Origin of the sequence: Pedobacter sp. GR22-6 (assembly GCF_037402555.1) — a bacterium.
Taxonomy (GTDB): domain Bacteria; phylum Bacteroidota; class Bacteroidia; order Sphingobacteriales; family Sphingobacteriaceae; genus Pedobacter.
In genome coordinates this window covers 342,027-368,757 of the sequence record NZ_JBBEUC010000001.1, presented here as the reverse complement: position 1 = coordinate 368,757, position 26,731 = coordinate 342,027, and the positions used below count along the sequence as shown (strand labels likewise).

The following is a 26,731-nucleotide window of genomic DNA, read 5'->3' as shown; positions in this document are numbered from 1 at the left end:
TCGAATATTGTTCAGTGATTATGAAAATAGCGCAAAAACTGGTCAGATTAGTCTATAACCCGACAGCAGGTGAAGGTGAACATTCTAAGGATACGCTCATGAACCTGATCGAGAAAAAAGGATACGATTGTGAGTATTCTTCCTCCAAAAAAAAGATCCTGAAAGCGATTGATCCGCGAACCGACCTGATCGCCATAGCCGGTGGCGACGGTACCATACGTAAAACCATCGTCAGGCTTCTGGATAAGAAGCTGAAATTCAAGCGTCCTCTTGCCATTTTACCTTATGGCACAGCCAATAATATTGCTACTTCTTTGAAAATAGAGACCGATCCCGCCAAAAACATTGCATCCTGGGCATCTGCCGACATTCGTCCATTCGATGTAGGACAGGTAATCGGACTGGAAAAACCGGAATTCTTCATTGAGGCCTTCGGCTTCGGACTCTTCCCGAAACTGATGTCGGAACTCAAAAAGATAGATACCTCAGACAACGATGGTCCGGAAGATGAGTTTAAACTGGCGCTGGCCAAACTGTACGAGTTGCTGCATCATTATAAGCCTGTCAAATGTAAAATAGAACTGGATGATAAAACCATTGAAGAGGAATGCCTGATGCTGGAAGTGATGAACATCAGCAGCATGGGTCCGAAAATGAAAATCAACGGTAGTTCAGATCCCGGGGACGGTTTTTTTGAGCTGATCATGGTGAAGGCGAGCGACCGGGATAAAATAGCGGATTATGTGCAAAGGAAGCAACGTGTAGAGAATCCCGCATTTCCGATCAAACCGATCCGGATCAAACAGGTAGTGATCCAATGGGCGGGTGAAGATGTGCATATCGACGACGAGGTGCTCTTGCCCGGAGCACACGAGGTCTTTAAGATATCCGTACTGGAAAACCTGCTGCAGATCCTGAAATCGAAAACTGCTTAGATTTCCCTGACCTCAGCGGAACCGATCCAACCTTCATTCCCATTGGGAAGCGTGACCCTGATCCAGTTGTTTTTTCTGGCTTTGATGCCGACTTTGGTGCCTTCATGAATGACCAGCAGGGTCTTTTCCCCCGCAGCGGGACCGGCTTTGACCGGTACGGTTCCGCTAAAGACAATGGCTTCGTCATGCGATTCGAAATGGCGATGCTGCAGGCCCGACATCATCAGACTGAACAGTCCGGCGAACACCAGGACAATCCCGGAATAAAATGCCGATTTCTTCAGGGGCAGTACTAAGGCAAAGAGGTAAACGATCAGCAATACCGAACCCAGGAAAATACAGGATACACTGATGACGGACCAGGTGTCGGCCGAGAAATGCAGTACCCATGCGTTCCACCACCTGCTTAGGAAAAACTCCGGAAGGGCTTCAAATTTGTCGGTGATTTTGGAATTGGCCAATTGTAGGTTCAGCCGAATGTCTTCATCTCCGGGCTCCAGCTTCTGTGCTTTTTCATAATTCAAAACCGCAGCCGGCATCTCTCCCATTTTATAATGGGCGTTTCCCAGGTTATAATACAACTCAGCATTCTGGTAACCTTTATCAAGCACTTCCTGATAACTTTTCAATGCCTCCTCATACCTGCCCTTTTCATACTGGACATTACCCTTCTTAAATAAACTTGTTGCCTGATCATCGGCAAGTGCCAACAGCGGCAATACCAGCGCCAATAGCAGTACAATCCATTGCTTATGCATTCGTCTCGATCTCATTGATGGTATTTTTTACTTTATCAAACACTTGTTGCTGGGACAAACCGGACACAGGGGCATATCTGGCCATTTCACAGAGCTCCAGGCTCTCGGTCAGTTGACGGATCAGGCTTTCATCTACATTCCTGGCCTGCAATTGGGCCACAATGTGTTCCTGATTCAGATTGGCCGCATCGATGTTGAGCTTGTCGCTCAGGTAGCCGTAAATCCCCTTATAGACTGCTTCATAAAAAGCCTTTTGGTTGCCTAGCTCCAACTGCTTTCTGGCTTCGGCCAAGTGCTTATTGGCCATCTTACCAGCCCTCTTGCTTTTCAGCCCAACCTGATCACGATGCTGTTCGCGGTACCATTTGCGATAGCCCAGAGCGAAAAGGAAAAGTACAGGCCCGCTGCCCAGCAATACATAATATAGTGGGGATTGGTCAAATTCTTCTACGGAACGGGACAGTTCAACTTCGTCGGTCTTGATGTAACGAATGTCTGTTGCCAATGACTTGACATCCTGTTGTCCTCCTGAGAACGCCGTAACATTATCACCGGCCAAGCCTTTGGCCACCTGCAGTTCGAAGTCTTTGGTACTCAGCGTGACGTACCTTTGTGTGGCCGGATTGAAATAGGAAAACTGATAGGGCTCTATTTTATATTTACCTTCATGTCTCGGGATCAGCAGATAGCTGTATTCCCTGCTGCCGGATACACCGCTCATGCTTTCGGTAATCTGGTCGTTTACCTTAGGATCATACTTCTCAATATCTGCGGCCAGGTCCAGCACCGGTGCCTTTAGCAGTTTAAGGTTTCCCGATCCGGAAATTTTAAGGGCATAGTTGATGGCTTCGTTGGCTTTGAGGGTCGACTTATCGAGGGAGGCCGCAATGGAAAAATTACCTACCGCACCCTGGAAACCGACCGGTTTGCCCGACTCAGGTAAGGGTTTCACATTAATCGTGATGGGCTGACTTTTGATCTTGTATTTTTTGTCTTCATAGGAGCCACCAAACATCATTTCAAAGGGATCGTTGCTAGCGACAGGAACCCTCACCAGGAAGGTAAGCCCCAAGGGATCAAGGCTCAGTTTGCCGGAACGCTCAGGAAAGAGAATGATCTGCTTCAATACCGCAACATTGTAACGTGTTCCGTTCAGCACTTCGGTACTCCATTCTACATTCGGATTTTTATTTTTTATTTCCTGGCTCCAGAAACCGTTGAAATCAGGTAGTTTATCCAGCCCGTTGTCTACCAGCTCTATATTGGTATATAATTTATAAGTGACAGCCAGCTGTTCACCCTGGTATACATTGGTCTTATTCGGAACTGCACGGATGAACAGGCGCTTGGAAATGTCAGTCACTGCCCCTGATGCGGGATTAGCAGGCCGGCCTGATCCCGCCTTTGGCTGCCTGCCTGGCGCAGCCCCTTTGACTACCTTCACTTTAACCGGATTCGAACGGTATTGCTTACCCGCTACCTCGATCACAGCCGGTCCAATGGTATAATCTCCCGGCCGTTCCGCCACCAGAATATAACTCAGCGACATGCTCACAGAGGTATTGCCATTGATGGAAGTCATGCTGGAGGACTGATTGGGCCCGGATAAGACCTGGAAACCGTTGAAATTGGGTGCACCAAATTTCTCAATATTTGCGTTTACCGAAAAGCTCACTTCAAATTGCTCTCCTGCAGCTACCGGGTTACTGCTGACACTTGCGCTGAACCTGATTGGATCTGCGGCGAGCAAAAAATTGCTCCACAGTAATAAAAACGTCAATAAATAGTGTTTCATGCTGTTCAAAAATAAGAATACTTTGTTTACCAATCTTTAACGATCTTACCTTTTACGCCCTTGGCCTTTTTGTTCTTTAGCTTGTCCTGGGTATTCTTTTCTTCATTATTCAAGGCTTCCAGCATTCGCTCTGCATCTTCCTTCGACAACTGATCCGGCTGTGGCTTCTGATCCTTTTGCTGATCCTGCTTATCTTTTTTATCCTGGTCTTTCTGATCTTTGTCCTTTTTTTCCTGGTTCTTCTTGTCCTTGTCCTGCTGATCTTTGTTCTGATCTTTCTTATCCTGGTCTTTTTTATCCTTATCCTTATTGTCTTTATTCTTGTCCTTATTCTGCTGTTGCTGCTTCAGTTTCTCCTGCGCGTAGGCCAGGTTATACCGGGTCTGGTCGTCTTTAGGATTGTTCATCAAAGATTTTTTATAGGCTGCAATGCTTTCCTCCAGTTTTTTCGATTCCAGTAACGAGTTGCCTAAATTGTGATAAGCTTTCGCTTTTACGGTTTTGTCATTTGAGGCGTTCGCAATCTCTGTAAATTTCTGTACAGCTGGCTCAAATTTCTTCTGTTTGTAAAGTGCATCTCCTAGGTTGAAATTACCTTCCAAAGAAGATTTAGACTGGCCTACGGACTTTCTATAGGCAGCTTCTGCTTCTGCAAACTTCTGCTGTTCATACAGTTTATTGCCATTGTGTACGTATTTCTTTTCCTTCTGTGCAAAAACACCTGTAACCTGCAAAAGGAATACTAAAATGATAAAGTGCTTTCTCATGATTTCCTCACCTCAAATATATTCAGCCCACTTAATTTTAAATTCTTCCGGTTGGAGATGAAAAACTCCAGCAAGAGCAACAAAAAGGCAAAGCCGATAAAAAACTGGAAACGGTCTTCATAGTTTTTAAAAACCTTACTGTCATAACTTTTTTTCTGCATTTTATCAATCTGGTCCCGCACGATGTTCAGCCCGCTATTGGCGTTGGTAGCTCTCACATACGCTCCCTGACCGGCTGCAGCAATCTCCTTGCACATCTCCTCATTCAGTTTACTCATAACGGTCTTTCCAGCCTCATCGGTATGAAAGCCTACCGGGTTTCCGTCCTTGTAAATTGGAATAGGAGCACCCTCTGGTAGTCCCAATCCGATCACATGAACCGATACATCTTTTGAAACCGCTCTTTTTGTCGCGGCAATGGCATCGTCTTCATGGTTTTCTCCATCCGTCATCAGGATCATAGCCTTACTGGTACCATTCACGAAATCGAAGGATTTCATTCCCATATCAATGGCCGCACCAATCGCTGTACCTTGCGTTGGAACAATGCCGGGATTGATGTTATTCAGGAAGAGTTTCGCTGCCGAATAATCCGTTGTGATCGGCAACTGTACATAGGCCTCTCCCGCAAAGATGATGATACCGATCCGGTCATTGTGCAGGTTGTCAATTAACTGGGAAATCGCTCTCTTGGCATTTTCCAGGCGATTAGGTGCCAGATCGCCTGCCATCATGCTGTTTGATACATCCAACAGGATCATCAGGTCGGATCCACTCCGTTTTCCTTCTTCTATTTTAGTTCCGATCTGTGGATTGGCTAAGCCCAGGATCAGGGAAGCGTAAGCGCATGTAAATAACGCGAACTTCCATGCCGGCCGACTAAAGGATACCTCAGGAATCATTTTCCTAACGGTCTCCTGGTTCCCCAGTTTATGGAGTGCCTTCTTTTTCCAGCGCCGGAGCATCAGGAACAGCAGTATAAAAACTGGTACTGCTGCCAGTCCCCATAAAAATTCTATATGTGCAAAACGTAACATAGTTTTAAGTTAATGCTCCTTTCAAAAGGGTGTTCCGGAGCGCGAATTCCAGTAAAAGCAATACCAATGCAAAAATGGCAAATGGCAAAAAGCGTTCGGTTTTTTTATGGTATTGGGTAACGGCGATCTTGGCTTTTTCCAACTGATCAATCTGCTGATAGATGGCTTTCAGCTTCTCGTTGTTCGTAGCCCTGAAGTATTTTCCACCGGTAATCTTCGCAATATTGCCAAGTACAGCTTCATCAATGGTAACCGGTACCTGCTGGTATTGGATCCCGAAGGGTGTCTTCACCGGATAAGGGGCCTGTCCGCGTGTACCCACGCCTACAGTATATACCCTTACATTCATCTTTTTTGCGATCTCTGCGGCAGTAATCGGAGGAATGGACCCGGTAGTATTCGAACCGTCCGTTAGCAAAATGACCACCTTACTCTTCGCTTCACTTTCCTTCAGGCGGTTTACTGCCGTAGCGAGTCCCATACCGATCGCTGTACCATCGTCGATCATTCCGTTATTGATGTCTTTGAAGAGGTTAATGAGCACATCATGGTCGATGGTCAGGGGACATTGCGTAAAGCTCTCACCACTGAAGACCACCAGACCGATGCGGTCATCGGGCCGGTCCTTGATGAAATCAATGGCGATGTTCTTGCCCGCCTCGAGCCGGTTGGGCTTCAGGTCTTCCGCAAGCATACTGCCTGAGATATCCGTAGCGATCACAATGTCGATCCCTTCTGTAGTGGAATTTTCCCAGCTGAGGGCCGACTGTGGTCTGGCCAGTGCGGTGATCAGCGCGATCATGGCCAGGCAACGCAGGACCAGCATCGCATGTCGCAGGTATTTGTAATTCGTCTTTTTCAGTTTCAGGAAACCCTGTAAAGCCGAGACCTTCAGTGCACCCTGTAGTTTTTGACCACGCCAGATATACCAGGCGATCATCATCGGTACCGTGATCAGCAGCCAGAAGAAGCCCGAGTTCGCAAATTCGATTCCTTTAAACAGTCCCATTCACAAATCCAATTGCATTGTCCATACTCAGTTCATTGTCGGTATTCAGCGGTTTCGCTTTGGCAAACTTGACAAGGTCGGCCAGCAGGAGCACCTGGCGCAACCTGTTGCTGTCCTCACTCCGTATTTCCATATGCTTCAGCGCAGATAGAATTTCTTCTGAGGTCTGTTCCATGGCATTGATCCGGTATTTCTTTTCCAGGTATTCCCTGATGATGTCACTCAGTTCGCTGTAGTACTCTTTCACCGCGTCCTGCTGCCATAACTTTTTGTTCCGCAAAACCTGCAGCTGTTCCAGGGCCAGTACATGTGCCGGAACTTCAGGTTTCGCAGGCTCAACCACTACCGGCTTCGCCTTGCGCATCTTTTTATAATAATACCAAACCGCTGCGAGCATGACCAGGATCACCAGTCCGAATACCAGCCAGTGCCAGTTGTCGCGCAGCCAGTCCATAAATGTATAAGAAACAGCAATAGGCTGCTTGATGTCGAATATCGCTTTGGTGGTATCTACTTTGACTTCCTTCACCTCCAGGGGCAGCGCCGCGGTACTGAAACTACCCGCTTTTCCGGTAAACAGAAATGCAGGAATGGCATGAACTCCCGGATCGAAAGAGGTGATCGTATAACTGCGAACGACCGTATGCATTCCGGGATTGGCCGCATCCTTCAGCGTATCTGTTTTTCCCATCTCCACGATCTGGATTTTGGAAGAAATGGTATCCGTCAATGCCGGAAAATTCAGCTGTTCCCTGACCGGCAATTGTGCGGTCAGCCTCAACACCGTCTGATCGCCTAATGCAATGGTACTTTTATCAAGCTTTGCGCTGACAGTGATTTGTTGGGCATTGCTACCTAAGGCAAAAAAGCTCAGGCAAATCGCCACACACCAGCTCCTGTTAAAATATCGTTTCATCTGCTTATCTTCTCGCTCCACGTTTTTTAAATAAAGTCATCAGTGGTTTTACGTACGACTGATGCGTTCCGATTTTAGTAAAATCCACTCCTGATTTTTTAAATAGGTTGTCCAGACGGCCATTACGTTCTAAAGCGGCCGTTTTAAAAGCAAACCTTACTTTTTCATCTGCGGTATTGATCCATTCCATCTGTCCACTTTCTTCATCCAGCACAGGAATTAACCCCAGATTCGGAAACTCTTCTTCATGAACATCATATACACGAAGAGCCACAAGATCATGTTTAGTATTCGCAATCTTCAATTCATTTGCAAAATCACCACTCATAAAATCGGAGATCAGAAAGGCTGTAGAACGTTTTTTGATTGCGCCGTTGAAGAAATGCAGGGCTTCCGCGATGTTGGTGCCTTTATGTACAGGTTTGAAGTGAATCAGTTCCCTGATGATCATTAAAATATGTCCACGTCCTTTTTTAGGCGGGATGAACTTCTCTACCTGGTCGCTAAAGAACAGTACACCTACTTTGTCGTTATTCTGAATAGCGGAAAAAGCCAGTACTGCACAGAGTTCCGTAACCAGCTCCTGCTTTTGCTGGATCTGAGTACCAAAATTCTTGGAACCACTGACATCTACCAGTAACATCACGGTCATCTCCCGCTCTTCATCGAATACCTTCACATAAGGATGGTTGAAACGGGCGGTTACGTTCCAGTCGATGGTACGGATCTCATCACCGACCTGGTATTCCCTGACTTCGCTAAAGGCCATCCCCCTGCCTTTGAAAGCCGAATGGTATTCCCCTGAAAAAATCTGGTTACTCAGGCCCCGTGTCTTGATTTCAATTTTTCTTACTTTCTTTAAGAGATCTTTGGTATCCATAGCCTAAGGAACTTCTACCGCATTCAATATTCCGGTGATGATGGTTTCTGTAGTGATCTCCTCTGCTTCGGCTTCGTAAGTTAATCCAATCCTGTGCCTCAAGACATCGTGGCACACGGCCCTGACATCTTCCGGAATTACATAACCCCTTCTTTTGATAAAAGCATAAGCTTTAGCAGCAAGTGCAATGTTGATACTGGCCCTTGGTGAAGCACCAAAGCTGATTAGGTGTTTATAATCATTCAGTTTATATTGGTCGGGGAATCTGGTAGCGAAAACAATATCAATGATGTATTGCTCAATCTTTTCATCCATATATACCTCCCTGACCACTTTTCTTGCGCGAAGGATATCATCTGTAGTTAAGATCGCATTGGGTTTGGCCATACCCTGAGGAGCAATATTGGCCCTCATAATTCTTTTTTCCTCTTCTTTTTTCGGATAGCCTAACACCACCTTCAGCATAAAACGGTCTACCTGTGCTTCTGGCAAGGGATAAGTTCCTTCCTGCTCAATCGGGTTTTGCGTAGCGAGTACTAAAAAAGGTTTTGGCAGGGGAAAAGTGTTGTCGCCTATAGTGACCTGGCGTTCCTGCATGGCCTCCAGCAAAGCACTTTGCACTTTCGCCGGGGCACGGTTGATCTCATCGGCCAGGATAAAATTCGAGAATAAAGGACCTTTACGCACTACAAATTCTTCTTTTTTCTGGTTATAGATCATCGTACCCAGCAAATCGGCCGGCAACAGATCAGGAGTAAACTGGATGCGACTGAATCCGGCATCTATTGTTTTTGCCAGTGTATTGATTGCCAAAGTTTTTGCCAATCCGGGCACACCTTCCAGCAGGATATGTCCATCAGCCAAAAGACCGATCAGCAGGCGCTCCACCATATAGCGCTGACCTACTATTACCTTATCCATTTCCAAAAAAAGGAGGTCTATAAATGCACTCTCCTTCTGTATCATTTCGTTCAATGCACGGATATCAGTACCGTACGACGAATTCTCAGTAATCATATTTGCTTCTTCCATTTTAGGACCCTGTGTTTAATTGGCGAAAATTAGACAAACCTTCATTTTCTCGCAAATGCCTGTGGCTTTGTATGTGTTAAAATATGTTAAAATTTTAAAATTAATGGTGGCGTTTTCGATCTGAGCTGCGTAATGGAGTATAGACAGGCCATATCCTGTCGACCAAACAGATGAAGATACTAAATTTATTGCTCCTCACTACAGTGTGGTTACTACTAGCTCCAATACTCCTGCTCCTATTCTGCTATGCTATTGTCAGTCTGCCATTTTCAACCATTCCTCAACATCAGGAGATCTATGACTGAGCTCATTTGATTTCAACGCTGATCATGTTGCTATTTCTACTTCCGGAAAAAGGTTCGGTTCTTAAGGAGAAAATGAGCTTATAAGCGCCCGGCAAGTCGGGCAGTACAATACGCGCAGGAACATTGACAGTTCCGCCTGAGGGGATGTTGACACTTTCCAAATCGCAGGAAACAGCCTTAAAATCGCCAAACGCTCCATCCTTCCGGAATCCGTACTCCAACGTACAGGCCCATTTCTGACCAGTATTTCCCAACCTTACCGGCTCCCCATAGGGATTGTAGATCTTAAGATTTAATGAAATCTGTGCTCCCCTTGTCCATTTCAACGGGAGCGGGTCAGGATTGACTGTCATCTTTTGATAGGTCCGCAACCCCTCAATCCATCTGCCGTAAAAATCGCCCTTGGTGGTATGAATGGTATCCTGAACAACATCACCTGCGTGTGGGCTGGACAAGACATAATACACCCTTTTGTTTCTTAAACTATCTTCCAAAGGCCAGATATCGAACTGGTTCTTTCGGTAATTGCGGCTGTCATAACCAAATCCCCTGGTACTTCGGGTATAATAGTTGTACCTGGATGGCACCTGGAACGAATCACTAAAGATCACACCTGCATTGCCTGCCTGTTCTTGAATCTGCTTTGCCCAGGTCTCTGTGCCAAAGTAATAGTTCAGGATCTTGATGTTCATCAGTGCAGGCACCGGAACGATCAGGATCGCTCTAACCAGCAGAATCAGCGAGGTATTGATCAGTGTAACTTTGTTGAACCATTTTGGAATTTCCCTGCTGCTCATGGCAATATAAGCCAACATAAACAGGCAAAGCATCGCGGGCAGCGTCCAATGCGCTTCTACCCGGCCTTTCAGTGTACTGATCAGAAAGAATACAAAAATACCATAGCAATTGAACTTCAAGGCCCGGATAAATGTATCAGTGGCAGGTAGTTTTATAGCTGACCGATAAAAATACCAGCCAACCAGCGGCCCGGCCAGCGCCAGTTGGGCCAGCAGGTATTCGTAGGTAAATTTGAACTGATAAAAAGCAGCATTCCTGTCAATCACATGGTAATAGAAAGAAGGATAGTTGTGCTTTACCTGCCACCAGATATGTGGGAAAAACAAAGCGAGCACCAGGATAACAATCATCCAGAATGATGATCTTTTCAGCAACTTCAAATTCGAAAGGATGGTGAAAAACAAGATCAGTATACCGTGATATTTACTGTACAGTAATCCAGCAATAACCAGAGCAAGCAAGATTGCCCATGTCCACTTATCTTCCGATAAGTAGCGCTGATAAGCGTAAAAGAATAAAACGCTAAAGAAGAACAGGGGTGAGTCCGGTGTGGTAATGAAACCATAAACATGAAAAAGCACCACAGCGCTGAATACTGAGATGAAAAGATTGACATTGGCGTTGTAACGGCTCAATATTTTCCAGAGTAAATAAAGTGAGCAAGTACTGCTGATTACGCTCAGCAATCGTAGTCCAAGACTATTCTGCAACAGCGCATCACCAATTCTGATAAAAATCGCTACCATCGGCGGATGGTCGAAATATCCCCAATCCAGAAAACGCGAATAAACCCAATAATAAGCCTCATCGGCATGAAGTTCCACAAAGCTCGCCTGGATCACATTCAGTAATGTCCAGATGCCTAAAAAAAGATAAAGCAGTCGCGCCGGGGATTTTGAAGTTTGCAGCATGAATCTCAGGCAGTAAAGGTATACAAATAATTGGCGAAGAAATTCCAGAGGGACACCAATACAATCGCGCAAACTTTAGCAAAATAGAAGTTCCATTTTAATTTCTCGTGTAACAGAAAGATCAGGCTGTTACTGATTGCAAGCCCCACTAAGGAAACCACAAAGAACTTTCCAAACTGAATCACGGTATTGGGGTCATGGTTATTAAAAGTCCAGTAGCGGTTCAGCGTAAAATTGCTTCCGGTAGCCACTAAAAAGCCCAATGAATTGGAAATGTATTTGGGAATGCGCAAGCGTTCCTTACACAGGTAGGTGACGCCAAAATCGACTAGAAGTCCGGAAAAACCGACCAATCCGAACTTAATAAACTTAAAAAAGAAAGTACGGTTGAATAGGATGTCGGCGATAAGGGGCATATGCTCGTTTTCAGCAAAAATAATAATATAATTATACTTCTTGGTTTCTTTAAATTATTTAGAATAAATTAGCGTCTTGGTAACCTTATTCAAATATAAAACACCGGGACAATACGCAGAGGAATTCGAGGAAGCACACAGCCGTCTCAATCTTAGGCAAATTAAAACCCTGAGCATCATGCTCATGTGTATTTCGGGCATGGTAAGGATCATTGGTACTATCTACCATAATGAACTCAGCGCATTACCACGCTTCGATGATTATGAGCTGAGTAATGTAATACAGATATTTGGTTCCATAATTTTCTTTTCTTTGTCTTTTTTTGCTTCACGTTCGGTAAAGCTGAAAAAAACGTACAGAAATTTACTCACACTGGTTTTTATCATTTATGTCCTGGCCCTGACTTTTAATGTCAGTTATATCTACTCTTTTCATAACGTGAAGAATAACCTGGCTGTCTTTCTGCTGGGCATTGTAGTGGTCAGCATTTTTTTCACTCTGAAATTTAAGCATGTCTGCATCATCGCTGGCTTCGTAGTACTGCTCGTAGTCATCGGAATGCTGAATTCTGATCTTCCGATTGCTCAGAAGCTTGCCAATTTCATTGCAGGTATCATCCTCGCTTTCGTACTTTATTCCTGTTCCAGATACAACTATTTCATCAAGTCGCAACATTTCGTACAGATTAAACAACTGGAAGAAAAGAACAGGGAAATCCAAACCCTCAACCACCAAAAGGGTGAAATACTCGGTTTCGTAGCGCACGACCTTCGTAACCCGCTGAATAATATTGAAGCATTGAGTACATTGGTGCTCGGCGAAGACCATAATGCCAACACCACTGAGATACAGCTTATCCTGGCTTCAGCACAACATGCCAAAGACATCATCAACGACCTTATTGAAGTCGTGCAGGAAAAGAAACCGGTACTGAAAACACAAGACATTGATTTGGTAGGTTACCTGAAACAAACCTGTGATAACTGGCAAGCCAATGTGGAAAAGTCAAGGAAGATCAATTTCTTTACTGCTGACAAAGAATTGATTGCCTGTATCAATCCTTCCAAGTTTGCCAGGGTGGTCGATAACCTCATTGGCAATGGTCTCAAGTTTTCATCGCCCGAAACTCCGATTAATATTGAGTTGATGACCACGGAAAAAAATTGTTCCATTAGGATCAGGGACTATGGAATCGGCATTCCTGATGAACTGAAAGACCTGTTGTTTGACCAGTTTTCAAAGGCTGGCAGAGTGGGACTGAACGGTGAAAAATCAATGGGCCTTGGCCTCCACATCTCCCGTGATATCATCGAACAGCATGGTGGAACGCTAAATGTAGAAAGCAGGGAGAACGAAGGAACCACATTCATCATTTCCGTACCCCGCAGCAAATAATTAATTTAAGTGAAAATTTTCGTTGCTGATCTTCACCAGATTAGAAGTGAACACAATACCAACGATCAGTACCCCGATCAGGATTGCCAATGCAACTTGCAATGTCGAATAAAGTTTGCTGCCTGAAACCATAAACTCTGAATCTTTAAGTAGTTCCTGCCCCACCATTTTCTGGGTCCGCATCAGCACAGAGAGCTGAGCAACTGCCTGCTTAGACGCCTGTCTTCCAGAGCTTTCAAAAAGCCTTCTCGCAGCCTCCCCCTGTTTTTCGGAGATCAGGCGAACAGTGCTGCTTTCTAGTTGTTCCGACTGTAACAGCCTTCTTTTCAACTCACGCAATTGATCTTTTTCTTGTCTTACCAATAAAGTTTTTTCGTATTTTGACATCAGCGAATCAATCGCTGCATCATAGCCAGCCATTTCCTTAGGAATGTCAATTCCCCGCTCCCCTCCTTTTATTGCATATAGTTCCTCCTCAATCAGCGACCTTTTCTGCTGAACATGTTCAGAGATATAGAACAGGTCAGTTGCAGGGATCAGCCGGTCGTTGTACATGGAAACAAAAGATTCATTCATATCTTCCACGCTTTTATCTTCGAGCATCCGGATCAGGATGCTGCAGGCCATCACAGCAAACAACAGCATAGCGACCCTTATTTTTTGTTTTACAGAATAGGCAAATCTCATATTTGGTCAGTATAAATGGTACCGAACTTATTCTTCTTCAGGAGAGCGGAACAGGTTCTGGGCAAAATTTACTAAAAATAATTCTCTTTTCGCCCTGGTTACCCCAGTATATAACCACCGTAAAAAATCGAGGTCGACCATTTCATCGGTAAGATAGCCCTGGTCTACAAATACCGCATCCCATTGCCCGCCTTGAGCTTTATGACAGGTAACTGCATAGGAAAACTTAATTTGCAGGGCATTGTAATAGGGATCCTCCTTTATAGCCTGGTACCTTTCCCGTTTATTGCTGATGTGGCTATAATCTTCATTCAAGCCTTCAAAAAGCTGGTTGCTTTGTTCAGAAGAGAGATTTGGTGTTTCCCCGGTAAGGGTATCGAGCAAAACTTTACAAGTGATGACACCAGCATCCGGAAAATCTAGGAATTCCAGGTTGACCTCGCAAAAGCGGAACCCATAGCGCTCTTCTGTACGCCGTACACGGACTACTTTTGCCATGTCTCCATTGGCAATAAATGCCGCCGATTCATTATCGGGCAACCAGAAATAATTGTTGCGTACCACCATGATCTGGTCCCCCCCTGTCAGCTCCTCCTCCCGATACAACAGACGTGCCCTGATCTGCTGATTGTATACATTTGCCGATTTATTGGAACGGCAGACCACCAATGAATTTTCAATCCCGAATTTATGGTAAGCATATTCCAGACCTTCCACCAACTTCAGCCCGGTCATCCGGAAAATATCTTTAAAGTTCTTGGTGAGAAACTTTGGAAGAGTTACTGCTTCCAATTCCTGTGCTTCTTCAGCATCGTTGATCAGTTTCCTGAGCATCGTGGCATTAGCCAGTATGCCTGACTTTTTTTCCTGCCTTACTACCTCTTTCAATTCAACCATGCTGACCCCAATTGAAAAATTGGCCAATAGGTGTGCAGGGTTGAGTGCCGGACTATCGATACTACCTACCGGAGGCAATTGAGCTGTGTCGCCTACGAACACTACTGCACAGTTTTTACGGTTGTACACAAATTCCATAAGGTCCTTCAGCAGTGAAGATCCGGTCTGCGTATTCCATTCGTCAGCAATCATGGAAGCCTCATCTACAATAAAAAGAGTATACTCCGCCAAATTTGGCGCCAGTTGAAAAGACATATCCGTACCTACTGCAGATCGTTTCCGGTAAATCTTTTTGTGAATGGTCAATGCCTTCCGGCCAGTATAATTGCTCATTACTTTTGCTGCGCGACCGGTCGGGGCTAGCAGAATAGCGCGCAATCCAAATTTAGGCAAAGCCTTTACCAGGGCGCCAACTGAAGTCGTCTTACCTGTACCCGCATAACCCCTCAGGATAAAACATTCCCGATTGAGATCAGCCGATAAAAAGGACGTGACTTCCCTGCAGAAATCCAATTGCTCCTCTGTCGGCGTAAATTGATAGCAGCCCGCTATAATCGATGCTTTATCCATTTAACAAATATGCAATGGTGATGTTATAGAAAAAAGGTTTAATTTTGTTAACATGAACAGCAAAAATAGCATATTATTAGTTGATCCCGAATTTGATCCAAATACCGCGGAAAACTGTAACCTGTTGATCAAGATCACCTCCGATAGTTTCTCTTATGCCATTATCGACAAAATCCATCAGCAGATCAAAGCGGTGTACGATCAGCAAGAATGCCATGATGTGCCGGCCGAGCTTGCTGAACGGTTAAAGCACGATAGCTACCTTATGCTTACTTATAAGGAGATCAAAATCTCCGTCTATACCGAGAACACCATTGCTGTTCCTAATGAAATCTTTGAGGTAGAAAACCTCGATCAATACGCCAGGTTCTTTACAGAAACACAGGGAGATAAACTATACATTCAGCCTTTTGCCACTTACGGTTTCACTTCGATTTTCAGCCTCCACAAATTTATAGATGAGCTGCTGAACACCTCACTGGAATGCAGCAAATTTTTTGACCATGAATCACCAGTGCTTGCACTGGCCGGAGGGAAAAAGAAAGTTCTGCAATTGGACTTCAGTGCCTCCTCCTTCAACGCACTGTATGTCAACGACGGAAAGTTGATTTTCAGCAATTACTATCAGATCGAAAACAGTGAGGAGTTCAATTATTACCTGCTCTTCATCGTTCAGCAACTTCAGATCGACACGGCACATACAGTGTTATCTCTAAGTGGGATCATTCACCAGGGAGATGCTCATTATGAGTGTGTCAGCAAATATTTCAGTCATATTGAATTCAGTACCGCCCTTAACGAAGGGCTGGACGGCCGCATTTTAGAAGATATGCCTAGCCATTATTACAGCAGCCTACTAGCACTAGACCTATGCGGATAATTGGCGGAAGGTTAAAAGGCATCCGGTTCAACGCCCCTGAAAGTTTACCGGTAAGGCCTACAACGGACATGGCGAAGGAAGCCCTGTTCAACATTTTATACAACACTTACGACTTTGAGGAATGTGAAGTACTGGACCTGTTTTGTGGAACCGGCAACATCAGCTTTGAATTCGCTTCCCGGGGGATAAAAAAAGTGACCGCAGTAGACAAGCATTCCGGATGCGTGTATTGGGTAAAATCGGTCATAGCAAAACATCAACTTCCCGAAATCGAGGTTCATAAGGCCGATGCGTTCAAATACTTGCAGCAAGCCAGTGGACCTTACCAGATCATCTTTGCAGATCCACCTTACAACCTGCCCAACATCCCACAGATTCCTGAACTGGTGATGCAAAACAACCTATTGACGGAAAATGGAATGCTGATCGTGGAACACCCCTCTTTACTAAAACTAAATGGTCTGGCCGGATTTAAAGAGACGAGACGATATGGCAATTCTTCTTTCAGCTTTTTTGAACCAATTACTCCATAATCAGTATCCCAACATGAAAATTGCACTTTTCCCAGGCTCTTTCGATCCCATAACCATCGCTCATGTAGACATTCTGAAACGTGCCCTCCCGCTATTTGATAAAGTGGTATTGGGCATCGGCCTCAACAGCGCTAAACAGGGTTTCCTTTCTGCAGAAAAACGCGAAGAGATTGTGAAAACCATATTTGCAGATTATCCGAATATTGAGGTGCAGCTATATGAAGGTCTTACAGTTGACTTTTGCCGCAAAATCGGCGCGCAATATATGATCCGGGGAGTTAGATCGGTTGGTGACTTTGAATATGAAAAAGCCATTGCCCAGATCAATCAGACCATGATGCCGGAAGTGGAAACGATCATTATCCTGAGCAAACCGGAATATTCAGCAGTCAGCTCGACGATTGTGAGGGATATCCTGCGCAATAATGGCGATGTGAGTCCTTTTCTTCCGCAGGAAGCCATTCCTTTTTTAAAAGCTAAAATTTAGTTTATAGTAACATACCTTCCTCCAGTACCTGGATGATGGAAGGGTAAGTGTTATTGACCACAGGTTTGAGTTCTTTTGGACCCAGCCAGACAGCCTTAGTAATACCTTCTTCTTTTTGAGGGACTAATTTCGGCTCTCCCTTAACTGTCATGGCATACCAATTGGTTTTCTTCAATACCAATTTATTCCCCAGGGCATAGACGTGATAGGTCTTACAGATCTTTTCGTTATTACTGTGGATTTTCACGCCACACTCTTCTTCTACCTCCCTAAGACCAGCTTCTTTCATCTTTTCCCCCTTCTCTACCTTTCCTTTGGGCAGGTCCCACTTTTTGTTCCTGAATATGAACAAATAGTTGCCTTTGGCATTTTTTACAAGGCCTCCTGCCGCTTTAATGAGTTCACATGATTTCTTGATCTTTTTGAACACCGATTTGGGATCCTCAGTCAACAATAAATACTGCTGGTCAGCCACCTTATGCAAGTCTCGGAAAAAGTCTTGAAAATCGAAATTCAGCAGCTCAAGCTGCTGAATTTCAAGAATATCTATCGGAAAAGAACTCCGGATGTGTAAAGTATTGTCGTTGATGTAGATTCTGTAATTGCTCATTAACGCATAAAAGTAGAAAAATATTTTTATTTCAGTTCTTCTATTTGCAATACCACACTGGTACGACCAGAATTGACAACAGGATTAAAACCAATTTTCATCAGGAAATCTCCTGAGTAAACTTTAGTCCCGTCTACTGCAGAGCTGGTACCCGGATAAAGGTTCAGTTCTTTAACCGCATATTTTTTCGACGCATCCAGGCCTTTAAGTTTGATCGGCAACTTACTTCCCTCGTCATAACGGTTATTAACCAGGTAATTGAACATCACTGCAGCCGTTTTACCGGAATTGACGTACAGCATTGAAGCTACACTGCCTTCCTTTGGATTGGCCAACCGGTACTGATCTCCCTGCCAGATCAGCGGTTTGATCACATTATAGGTTTTGATTGCATCCTGGCAATATTTCAGGTCATTTTCTTTCAAATGACTCACCACGATATCAAATCCCAATTTACCCATCATCGCTACATCTGTACGGAATTTAATGGGTTGCTTACCCCAATCAGTGACATGATTAGATGATGTAATCGCAGGATAGAAATAAGAATACTCCCACTGCATAAAGATGCGTTCCATAGGATCGGTATTGTCACTTGGCCAGAACTCAGTAAAGTACTGCAGCGCTGCATAATCTACACGGCCACCGCCACCCGAACACAACATCATCGGTACTGTTGGATACTTCGTACGAATGCGCTCCAACACTTTATACAATCCACGCATGTATTCAATATAGAAATGGTTCTGGTTACCGAGGGTAGCCGAATAGGCATTGTAAATCACTGCGTTACAGTCCCATTTGATATAAGCCAATTCAGGATCTTTGGTAAACAGGTCATTCACAACACCAAATACAAAGTCCTGCACCTTTGGATTACTCAGGTCCAGCACCAACTGATTCCTGAAATAATATTCTTCTCTTTTAGGTTGTTTGATTACCCAATCCGGATGCTTTTCATAGAGATTACTCTTCGGATTTACCATTTCCGGTTCAATCCAGATCCCGAACTTCACTTCATTATTTTTCGCTTCCTTCACCAATGAGGCTACCCCATTCGGTAGTTTGGTTTTATTCTCTTCCCAATCCCCAAGTCCGGCAACATCGCCGTTGCGGGGATATTTATTAGCAAACCAACCATCATCCAGCAAGAAAAGATCTACACCCAATTTTTTAGTATCTTTCAGCAGGTCAAACAACTTACTTTCATTGAAATCAAAATAAGTAGCTTCCCAGTTGTTCAGTAGCGTCAGACGCTGTCCCTTGCCATCCAATATCTTATAATTTCTGGCCCAGTTGTGCATATTCCTGCTCGCATCTCCCTTGCCGGTACTGGAAAGGGTATACAGGAAGGCAGGTGTGGTAAACGCTTCGTTTGGCTTTAGTGTGTAGGCTGAGGCATAGTTATTGATCCCGGATATGATCTTGAGGTTGTTCAGGTAATCCAGTTCAAGATCGGTTCTGAAATTGCCACTGTATTCCAGTGCTCCATACAGCACAGTGCCTTCATCTTCCGTTGCTGGTTTATCCAATGAGATCATAAAGACAGAGGGTTGGAAGAGGTTGGCGCGGGTGCCCAATTTGGTATCCAGCGTTTTAATGCCATGGGTGATCTTACTTTCCTCCGGTTGCATCTCCTTGGCCCAGTCACCATGGTACTGTGTCAGGTAGAAGCCGCCTGCTTTCAGGTATAGATTTGCAGAAGCAAATTTCTGAAGGGTCACATTTCCCTTCTCTTTATGTTTGATCACGCTCCATTGTTCGATCACATCGTCTTTATAATAGGATTTATAAAAAAGTGTGACCTGAAAATCATATACCGGATCTTTCAGTAGAATACTCAGCAAACTCACATCGTCACTAAGCTTTTTCAATTCATGGCTCACATAGCGAAGGTCCAATGAATTATTCCCATCTGCATGGCTCACACTGATCGCAGGTTCCAGCAGGTTCCTCGACCCTGAAGGCGTGTAAGCGGCGCTGAGCACGCCGGTATATTCACTGGATTGTTTGTATTGACCAGTGATCTGCTCATATTCAGCGGCACTTGCCAGCTTCTTGCCCAGGTATAAAGTGTTCAGGTTCTTTTTAGCATCTGCCTGCAGGACTAGTGCATTGCTTCTCGTCTCTACAGAAATATTAATATTTTGAGCTTGCAGTTGACCTGTCAGCAAACAAAGCGACAGTGCGGATAATCGGAAAAAATAATTCATTGTAAATTTATAAGTGGCTATCAGTTTCAAATGTAAGGCTCATGGTTCAAACTTTTTTGTATTCAATTGGCATATTGCTATGAGTTTTTGCCCCTAAATGCGCAGCATCCAGTTCGAGAACCTTGTCAAATATGGCGTTCGCAGCATCGCTATTTTCAAGTCCGAGGGAACCAAGTCCTTGTAGAAAATAACAGTGTATCTGGTTGCGCAGATCCAAATCGTCTTCAAAGACCAGTAAGTTCGGTAGCGATACAGCAAAGTAATCCAGCTTTACCTCATCGTGCAGGTGTTGTTCTCCATATTGGATCAACTTGTTAAAGATATGCATTGCTTTTTCTTTCTCGCCCAGTTTTTTCCAGGCCAGTCCCTGATAAAAAATCTGATCAGGCTGCTGGTCATTGTAGAACATGGCGGCCGAGGGCTCATCCAGTCCGATCGTCGCCTTTCGGAAGTAGCCATTTGCAGTCTCCATATCTTCCAGTCCTTCGTAGGCACAACCGAGCCAATAAAATATGTCATTCTCCTGTGCTCCTGAAAGCTTCCCTTCTCCAAGGTGCTCCGGATAAGACTGTGCCTGTTCCAGTAAAGCGATTGCCGAATCATAGTTCTCATCCAAAATATGGGCCTTGGCAACCGAGATTAGGCTATAGACATACTGGCCTGATACCCGTCCTTCTCCACCCTCCCATGGATGGAACTGCCTTTCTTTGATCAGCTTAAGCGCCTGTTCGTGCTGCCCCATAAAATTGAGTACAGCAATCCGCTCCAGATACATATCATCCCGCTCGACAAGGGTCTGCAAATGTTTCTCGAGAAATAGACCGCGCTCCTCTGGACTTCTGTTCATTCGCTTATACAGTTGGTCCAGCTCCATCAGGATCCTGGCATCACTGGTATCCAGTGCAAATGCCTGCTCAAAACAGCTGAGCGCTTTCTCAGGGTCATTCTTTTTATTGAAATAAGCTATCCCCAGGTTTCTCCATGCTGTGGCAAACTGAGCGTCTGCCTCCACAGATTGCTCCCAGTAATCAATGGCCTCTGCATATTGTCTTTTATCATAGAAAAGATTGCCGAGATAGTAACTTGCCTTCGCATCTGAAGGGTTCAGCTGAAGTGCGAGCTGCAACGCATTTACTTCTTCCAGACGATTGGGAAAACAAAGGTATGGATCTGCTGTTGCTGCCGCCGCCAATTTTTCCTGCGCTTGTGAGACATTTCCCAGCTGGTGCTGGAAAGAAGCCAGATGATAATAGACCATCGGATGCGTTTCCTGTCCTTTTTCAGCATGTCCAAGTAAGTCTGCTGCTTCTGCATACATTCCTGCTGAGGCGTAATCCAGTGCATAGGCAATTAAATTTTGCGCATATCCCCTGGACAGTTCCAATAATGCATTCAGCGCTTCGGTACATTCCCCGTGCTTCGCCAGGGCACCGTAACTGCAACACAGTTCATACTGTGCCCCCAGATTGAAAAGATCCCTCTCCAATGCGCCTACTGCAATTTCAATCGCCTTTTCCGGATTTCCGGATTTACGATAGGCCGCAGCTTTGAGCACATAAGCTTTACTATTGGCCGCATTGCTGTCCAATGACTGCTGAATGTGCTGTAAGGCAAGTTCATAATCGCCCCTGGCCATGTCTATCTGTGCCACCGCAAAGAATCCACTATCTTTCCAGGCTTTTCCCCAGGTCGATTTGTAAAATGCTTTGTAAGCCTCATCTTCATGTCCCTGCAATTTTAAGCTCAAGCCGAGGTTGTAATAGGTCTCTGTATCATAAGGATTTGGATTACGCTGAGTACTCGTAGCTATCGACTTACGGAAATAGCCTTCAGCTTCCGCAAACTGTCCTCTTCTAAGGAACCATAGGCCCAGGGCATTGTTACATCTCACATCCTTCGGATCTCTTTTCAGCGCCTCTTCATAATACGGTACCGGACTATAGGTGGCGTGTCTGTACTGCTCCAGGTGTTGCGCAGTTAAAAACAATTGTTCATTGTTCTCTGTCGCCTCCGGCGAAAGTGCTGGTTTGGCAGGCTCAGGGATTTCATTGATTTTATTGGATGCTGGTTCATAACGCAGCAACTCCCTGCCTGTGTAGGAATTGATGATCAGCAACAGTTCTTTTTCATCCAGTTCAGCCGGCACAGTCAGCTGTTTTTCATACACCGCTTTAGGATCTACGGTTAGCTGTTCTTCAAACAGCAGATGTCCGCCCTGGCTCAGTCTCACCCGGATGTCTTTTTGCAGTCCGGTCACATATATTTTTAGTGTAACCTGGTCAGCCTTTTTATCCAGGGCCAGCAAGATGTCTTTGCTGGCATTCTTCAATACACCAAGCTCGCGGTAAGGCATAAAGTATTGGGTAAAGGATTTCTCTTCATTTGGCAGCAACCAGGTAAAATCAGGTTGATTGTCGGTAAACATACCGGTCATCAGCTCAATGTATGGCCCATCTTCATCTGTCAGGTTCCTGTCCCAGGCCTGTCCAAAATCACCATGCCCCCAGGTCCATTGTTTCTTTCCAGGCGATACATGGTGGTTGGCCACATGCAATAGTCCTGCCCGGCTGTCATGTTCATACCCGCCTACAAAATCATAGTCGGAGTTGATGGCCATATAAGAAGTTGGTACAGGAATGTTCTTATACATAGAAATATCGGTTCCGGGGGAATAATCTACTTTATAGTATGTTCCGGTTGCAATCGGAAAAGTAGAAACGTCCCGTTTTCCATGGTCAAATACCGCATTTACATCAGGTGGGAATACCGACTGATAATGGTCATTTACCTTCACCGCCGGATTGGCCCACCAAAGAAAAGTCTGTGGAAGACTGGATCTGTTCAGCAGTTTTGCTTTAATTTCTATATAGGCCTTATCAGGATGCAATGTAAATCCAGCCATACCCTTGGTGTGGAACATTTGCTCAATTTCATTGACCCAAACTGTCTTGCTGCCATCTGCATGCTCCTCCATCTTATAATCAACAGGGTCAAAAGTGCTAGGTCGGTGGTGCTGCGGCCAATTGAACTCTATACCTCCGGAAATCCAGGGCCCCGTGAGTCCCACCAGCGCGGGCTTTATTACCTGATTATAATAGATAAAATGTCTCTCTTTCATCTTATCATAGGCCATCTGGATCCTTCCGCCCAATTCGGGCAGGATCATGATCTTCAGGTATTCGTTTTCCAGAAAAAGTGCACGGTAAGTTTTATCCTGCTTTTCGTCGTAAATTTTTTCAATGACAGGATTTGGATAAACCACCCCACTACTGCCCTGGTAAATCCGCTTTTCAAAAAACATCGGATTCTTATCTGGGCGACCTACTGCATAGGTCGGTATATTCACTTGTTCTTCCCAAACATTTACGTATGCTGTATTCATAGTATGATTTTTATTATTTCGAGCAGTTTGCTATTAGTGTCTGATTAAATTATCTTCCAATTCTTCCAAGGTCTGCCCCTTGGTCTCTTTTACCTTTTTCATCACAAATAAGAAGCCCAGGAAACAGATTCCTGCATATAAGTAGAAGGGTCCATAAGCACCCAGCTTTTTAGCGAGGATAGGAAATGTAAAAACGAGGATGAAATAGGCTCCCCAAAGTGAAACAATAGCCACCGAAGAGGCCACTCCCCTGATCTTATTGGGGAAAATCTCAGAAATCAGCACCCAGGTTACAGGCGCCAGAGAGATGGCATACATGCTGATCGCCAACAGGACAAATATAGATACCATGCCCGCAGGATATTGATTTTGGAGCATAAACGCCAGGATGATGTAAACTATCGACAAACCCAAGGATCCAATCAGCATCAATGGTCTGCGGCCGAGCTTATCCACCTGCCACATGGCCAGTAGGGTGAAAACCAAATTGACAATACCGATAGCTACCGTCTCAAACAACTGCCTGTCCAGGTTGGCACCTACCGACTCGAATATGGTCGATGTATAATTGAATACCACATTGATTCCGCAAAACTGTTGGAACACTGCCAATGTAATGCCCACAGCCACAGCCGGTCTCACGCTTTTCTCAAATACCGCTTTATAAGACTGCGGCTTGTTACCCGCAAGGGATTTACGGATAGCATCCACTGTAGTTTCCGCAAATTCTGCTGAGCCAATTTTGTTCAATACAGCTTTTGCTTTCTCCTCCTGTCCGTCTTTAAGCAGCCATCTCGGACTTTCAGGAAGCCAGAGCACACCGATTAAAAAGATCACAGAAGGAACCGTGCCTAATCCAAACATCCAGCGCCAGGCATCGGGACCATTGTCTGCCAGAAAATAATTGACCAGGTTGGTCACCAGGATCCCGATCACAACAGTTAACTGATTGATCGCGACATTACGTCCCCTCACTTTTGCCGGTGATACTTCTGCAATGTACATGGGACATAACATAGAGGCCATTCCCACTCCGATTCCTGCTGCAAAACGCATCACTACAAAAGAGGTCAGCCCATTAGAAAAGGCAATACCTACAGAAGATAAAGCAAAGATCAGCGCAGCCAGCAGCAAGCCGGGCTTTCTGCCGTATTTATCCGCCAGTTTTCCTGCCAGCAGGCAGCCTACAATGCAGCCAAGTGCCAGGGAACCGGTGAGAAAGCCTTCCCACCAGGCGTCAAGCATGAACTGCGCTCTCAAAAAAGGTAATGCACCGGAGATGACAGCAAAGTCAAATCCAAACAGGTATCCGCCTAAAGCAGAGATGAACGAAATGCCTATGATATAGGTGCTATTGAATGTTGTGTTGTCTTCAGTCATGTGGTAATTTGGTTATTTAAAGTTGGTTTTTTAGGGCCGGTTCAACAATGGATTTATCAGTTCAAAACATGGACTATTCAATCATTACAAATCCAGGTATGCAGCAGCTCCCCCACCCTTGGCAAGGGGCAATACGATCTTACTCTCGCTGTTTACACTGATCTGTTTAAATGTATAGTTCGAAGCATGCTCATCAGCATCAGCTGCGTCAAGATAAAGCTTTAATTGATACGTCTTTCCTGCCGGAAGAAAGGAAAAATCCAGTTCCAGTGTCCTCCGCTCCCAATTGCTCATTGCACCAATATACCATCGCCCTTGATTTCGCTTTGCCATTAAAATATAGTCTCCGATCTTTGCATCCAGCACTTTCGTTTCTTCAAAAACGGTAGGCACTACAGATAAGAACTGGAGGATATCGGGATATTTCATATACTCATCAGGTGAGTCGCAGAGCATTGCGAGTGGCTGATTGAAAACCACAAACATAGCCAGCTCGTGGCACCTGGTTCCCTGGCTGGAAGGCAATCCCGGGTCTATCGGTTTAAATTTATCCTTTGATGCATTCCGCATAGAACCAGGAGTATAATCCATAGGTCCTGCCAGCATACGGATGAAGGGTATGAGCAAGTGGTGCTCAGGCCCCACGCTGTAGTCCCATTTCGAACATTCGGCACCTCTTACAGCTTCATAATTAACAATATTAGGGTAAGTTTTTTCGAGACCGGTAGGCTTGCTGCAGCCATGAAAGTTCACCATCAGTTTACGTTTCGCTGCAGCTTTAGCAATCTGCTCAAACCAACGGATAGCCAGCTGGTCGTCGCGGTCTATAAAATCTACCTTGATCCCCGCAGCACCCAAAGACTGGATGAAATCAAGTTGCCCATCCAGGTCTTTCAGCAAGGTACTCGCCACGCACCATAAAAATACCCCTACTTTTTTAGACGCTGCACGACTGATGACTGTTTGTACATCCAGTTTAGGATTCACCTTTCGCAGGTCATAATTATTAGACCATCCCGCATCAATCATCAGGTATTCCATTTGATGCTCCGCGGCAAAATCTACGTAATAGTTGTACAGCGCTGTATTTCTGTTTCCCATTCCCGAAGGGATTTCCCCCCCTGTAAGAATGGCATCATGCCACCATTCCCAACTTGCCTTACCAGGTTTGATCCATTTGATGTCCCTGATCAGCGAAGGTTCCGCAAGTTTTGTCACTAAATGATTCGTCAATAAATCTTTATCCTGATCGGTAATGATCACGATCCGCCATGGATAGCTTCTTTTTCCGCTCGTCTCCACAAGGAAAGTTGCCCTTTCCTTCACCACAGAAACAAAATTGCCCCAACTGCCCATTTCTGATTTAACTGGGTAAGCAGCCCATTGCCCGCTAAATTGTCCTTCCTTTTTCTGTATATACATTCCTGGGTAATCGCGGAGGTCCGACTCCGCAATCACCACCTTAAGCGGCTGTTGGCTATAATCAAACAATGCAGGTGTCGTTGCACGTACCCCATCTGCAATCAGGTTTTTCTGTTCAAATCTAACATATGATCCCTCCCAGGTGGTGTAGTTATCTGTTTTCTGAATAACAGCAGCAGGCTCACCAGTCAGGTTAAAATCTGCCTGCTCAGCAAGTACCCGGACATTTCCATCAAAAGTAGTGATGAACCGATACGCCACACCCTCATTGTATGCCCTGAATACCACTGCAAACGAATTTGTAAAATTGATAGTCAGTTCATTAAACCCTGAGTTGCTACGGATCTTTGTAGACTTTACAACCGCTTCCTTTCCCAGTATAGCTTTATCCAGGCTGAGGGAAATGGATGAAGGCAGTAAAACAGTTTTGTTATTGAACGACACCGAGTAGCTGATTTCTTTCGTTACTGCAATATCGACAAGCACCCTCGCATTCGGGGATTTCAACTTTAGCTGTTGATTGGCAAAGACCCCGAAGGTTCCACAGAATAATAAAGCGATAAAAAGGAGTAACTTGTTGATTTGCATTGTAAATATTGAATTTTAAAAATGGAAAGGCCTGTCTACCATAATTCCTGAGTGGTTACAGCATATTGCTCTGCAGCCACTCAGGAAAGATTTTTAATGCTGCCGATGCGGCATGAATAATTATCGA

The 26,731-nt window shown here is 44.9% G+C and carries 22 protein-coding genes; 5 read left to right on the top strand and 17 right to left on the bottom strand.

Going from position 1 to position 26,731, the window contains the following annotated elements; translation table 11 throughout:
• The first annotated feature begins 20 nt into the window (after positions 1-20).
• Entirely contained in the window at positions 21-935 is a 915-nt protein-coding gene (locus WAE59_RS01580) for a diacylglycerol/lipid kinase family protein (RefSeq protein ID WP_337854171.1), read from the top strand.
• Here the strand turns inward: WAE59_RS01580 and WAE59_RS01575 are convergent.
• From WAE59_RS01575 to WAE59_RS01530, 10 genes are all read right to left on the bottom strand, one after another.
• Entirely contained in the window at positions 932-1,708 is a 777-nt protein-coding gene (locus WAE59_RS01575) for a tetratricopeptide repeat protein (protein WP_337854170.1), read from the bottom strand. The genes WAE59_RS01580 and WAE59_RS01575 overlap by 4 nt on opposite strands.
• Positions 1,686-3,488, bottom strand: coding sequence for a BatD family protein (locus WAE59_RS01570; RefSeq protein WP_337854169.1), 1,803 nt, complete (start codon positions 3,486-3,488; stop codon positions 1,686-1,688). Before WAE59_RS01570 ends, WAE59_RS01575 begins: the two co-directional genes overlap by 23 nt.
• Positions 3,489-3,514: 26 nt before the next feature.
• Complete coding sequence (locus WAE59_RS01565; protein WP_337854168.1) at positions 3,515-4,255, bottom strand: tetratricopeptide repeat protein; 741 nt, start codon at positions 4,253-4,255, stop codon at positions 3,515-3,517.
• Entirely contained in the window at positions 4,252-5,292 is a 1,041-nt protein-coding gene (locus WAE59_RS01560) for a vWA domain-containing protein (protein WP_337854167.1), read from the bottom strand. Before WAE59_RS01560 ends, WAE59_RS01565 begins: the two co-directional genes overlap by 4 nt.
• 4 nt (positions 5,293-5,296) lie before the next feature.
• Complete coding sequence (locus tag WAE59_RS01555) at positions 5,297-6,301, bottom strand: vWA domain-containing protein (protein ID WP_337854166.1); 1,005 nt, start codon at positions 6,299-6,301, stop codon at positions 5,297-5,299.
• On the bottom strand, positions 6,288-7,217 hold the full coding sequence (locus WAE59_RS01550; protein ID WP_337854165.1) for a hypothetical protein: 930 nt from the start codon (positions 7,215-7,217) through the stop codon (positions 6,288-6,290). Before WAE59_RS01550 ends, WAE59_RS01555 begins: the two co-directional genes overlap by 14 nt.
• A 4-nt stretch (positions 7,218-7,221) precedes the next feature.
• A complete protein-coding gene (locus WAE59_RS01545) occupies positions 7,222-8,097 on the bottom strand; it encodes a DUF58 domain-containing protein (RefSeq protein ID WP_337854164.1) in 876 nt (291 codons plus the stop codon).
• 3 nt (positions 8,098-8,100) lie between these two features.
• Positions 8,101-9,129 (bottom strand): AAA family ATPase, encoded by a 1,029-nt coding sequence (locus WAE59_RS01540; RefSeq protein ID WP_337854163.1) that lies wholly within the window; start codon positions 9,127-9,129, stop codon positions 8,101-8,103.
• A 307-nt stretch (positions 9,130-9,436) separates the two neighbouring features.
• Positions 9,437-11,143, bottom strand: a complete 1,707-nt coding sequence (locus WAE59_RS01535; RefSeq protein WP_337854162.1) for an ArnT family glycosyltransferase — start codon at positions 11,141-11,143, stop codon at positions 9,437-9,439.
• A gap of 5 nt (positions 11,144-11,148) precedes the next feature.
• Positions 11,149-11,559: a GtrA family protein gene (locus WAE59_RS01530; protein ID WP_337854161.1), complete on the bottom strand. Its 411-nt coding sequence runs from the start codon at positions 11,557-11,559 to the stop codon at positions 11,149-11,151.
• A 76-nt stretch (positions 11,560-11,635) separates the two neighbouring features.
• Between WAE59_RS01530 and WAE59_RS01525 the strand changes: the two genes are divergently transcribed.
• Positions 11,636-12,955 carry a HAMP domain-containing sensor histidine kinase gene (locus WAE59_RS01525; RefSeq protein ID WP_337854160.1) on the top strand — a complete coding sequence of 440 codons (1,320 nt, stop codon included), beginning with the start codon at positions 11,636-11,638 and terminating at the stop codon, positions 12,953-12,955.
• Here the strand turns inward: WAE59_RS01525 and WAE59_RS01520 are convergent, their stop codons facing one another.
• Together WAE59_RS01520 and WAE59_RS01515 are read right to left on the bottom strand one after the other, a co-directional pair.
• Positions 12,956-13,642 (bottom strand): MCP four helix bundle domain-containing protein, encoded by a 687-nt coding sequence (locus WAE59_RS01520; RefSeq protein WP_337854159.1) that lies wholly within the window; start codon positions 13,640-13,642, stop codon positions 12,956-12,958.
• Between the two features lie 27 nt (positions 13,643-13,669).
• Positions 13,670-15,109 carry an ATP-dependent DNA helicase gene (locus WAE59_RS01515; RefSeq protein WP_337854158.1) on the bottom strand — a complete coding sequence of 480 codons (1,440 nt, stop codon included), beginning with the start codon at positions 15,107-15,109 and terminating at the stop codon, positions 13,670-13,672.
• A 52-nt stretch (positions 15,110-15,161) separates the two neighbouring features.
• On the opposite strand from WAE59_RS01515, the gene WAE59_RS01510 reads away from it, so the two are divergent.
• From WAE59_RS01510 to coaD, 3 genes are read left to right on the top strand one after another with little or no spacing between them, the layout of a single operon-like run.
• Positions 15,162-15,989, top strand: coding sequence for a DUF3822 family protein (locus tag WAE59_RS01510; RefSeq protein ID WP_337854157.1), 828 nt, complete (start codon positions 15,162-15,164; stop codon positions 15,987-15,989).
• Positions 15,980-16,522 carry an RsmD family RNA methyltransferase gene (locus WAE59_RS01505; RefSeq protein WP_337854156.1) on the top strand — a complete coding sequence of 181 codons (543 nt, stop codon included), beginning with the start codon at positions 15,980-15,982 and terminating at the stop codon, positions 16,520-16,522. Before WAE59_RS01510 ends, WAE59_RS01505 begins: the two co-directional genes overlap by 10 nt.
• 13 nt (positions 16,523-16,535) lie before the next feature.
• Positions 16,536-17,009: a pantetheine-phosphate adenylyltransferase gene (gene coaD / locus WAE59_RS01500; RefSeq protein ID WP_337854155.1), complete on the top strand. Its 474-nt coding sequence runs from the start codon at positions 16,536-16,538 to the stop codon at positions 17,007-17,009.
• A gap of 1 nt (position 17,010) precedes the next feature.
• On the opposite strand, the gene WAE59_RS01495 is transcribed toward coaD, so the two are convergent.
• The 5 genes from WAE59_RS01495 to WAE59_RS01475 form a co-directional block, all read right to left on the bottom strand.
• Positions 17,011-17,619: an NUDIX hydrolase gene (locus WAE59_RS01495; protein ID WP_337854154.1), complete on the bottom strand. Its 609-nt coding sequence runs from the start codon at positions 17,617-17,619 to the stop codon at positions 17,011-17,013.
• A 26-nt stretch (positions 17,620-17,645) separates the two neighbouring features.
• Complete coding sequence (locus WAE59_RS01490; RefSeq protein ID WP_337854153.1) at positions 17,646-19,832, bottom strand: alpha-galactosidase; 2,187 nt, start codon at positions 19,830-19,832, stop codon at positions 17,646-17,648.
• Positions 19,833-19,878: 46 nt separating this feature from the next.
• Positions 19,879-23,214, bottom strand: a complete 3,336-nt coding sequence (locus WAE59_RS01485; RefSeq protein WP_337854152.1) for a DUF5107 domain-containing protein — start codon at positions 23,212-23,214, stop codon at positions 19,879-19,881.
• A gap of 33 nt (positions 23,215-23,247) precedes the next feature.
• Complete coding sequence (locus WAE59_RS01480) at positions 23,248-24,594, bottom strand: sugar porter family MFS transporter (RefSeq protein ID WP_337854151.1); 1,347 nt, start codon at positions 24,592-24,594, stop codon at positions 23,248-23,250.
• 84 nt (positions 24,595-24,678) lie between these two features.
• Positions 24,679-26,604 (bottom strand): glycoside hydrolase family 97 protein, encoded by a 1,926-nt coding sequence (locus tag WAE59_RS01475; RefSeq protein WP_337854150.1) that lies wholly within the window; start codon positions 26,602-26,604, stop codon positions 24,679-24,681.
• Positions 26,605-26,731 lie beyond the last annotated feature (127 nt).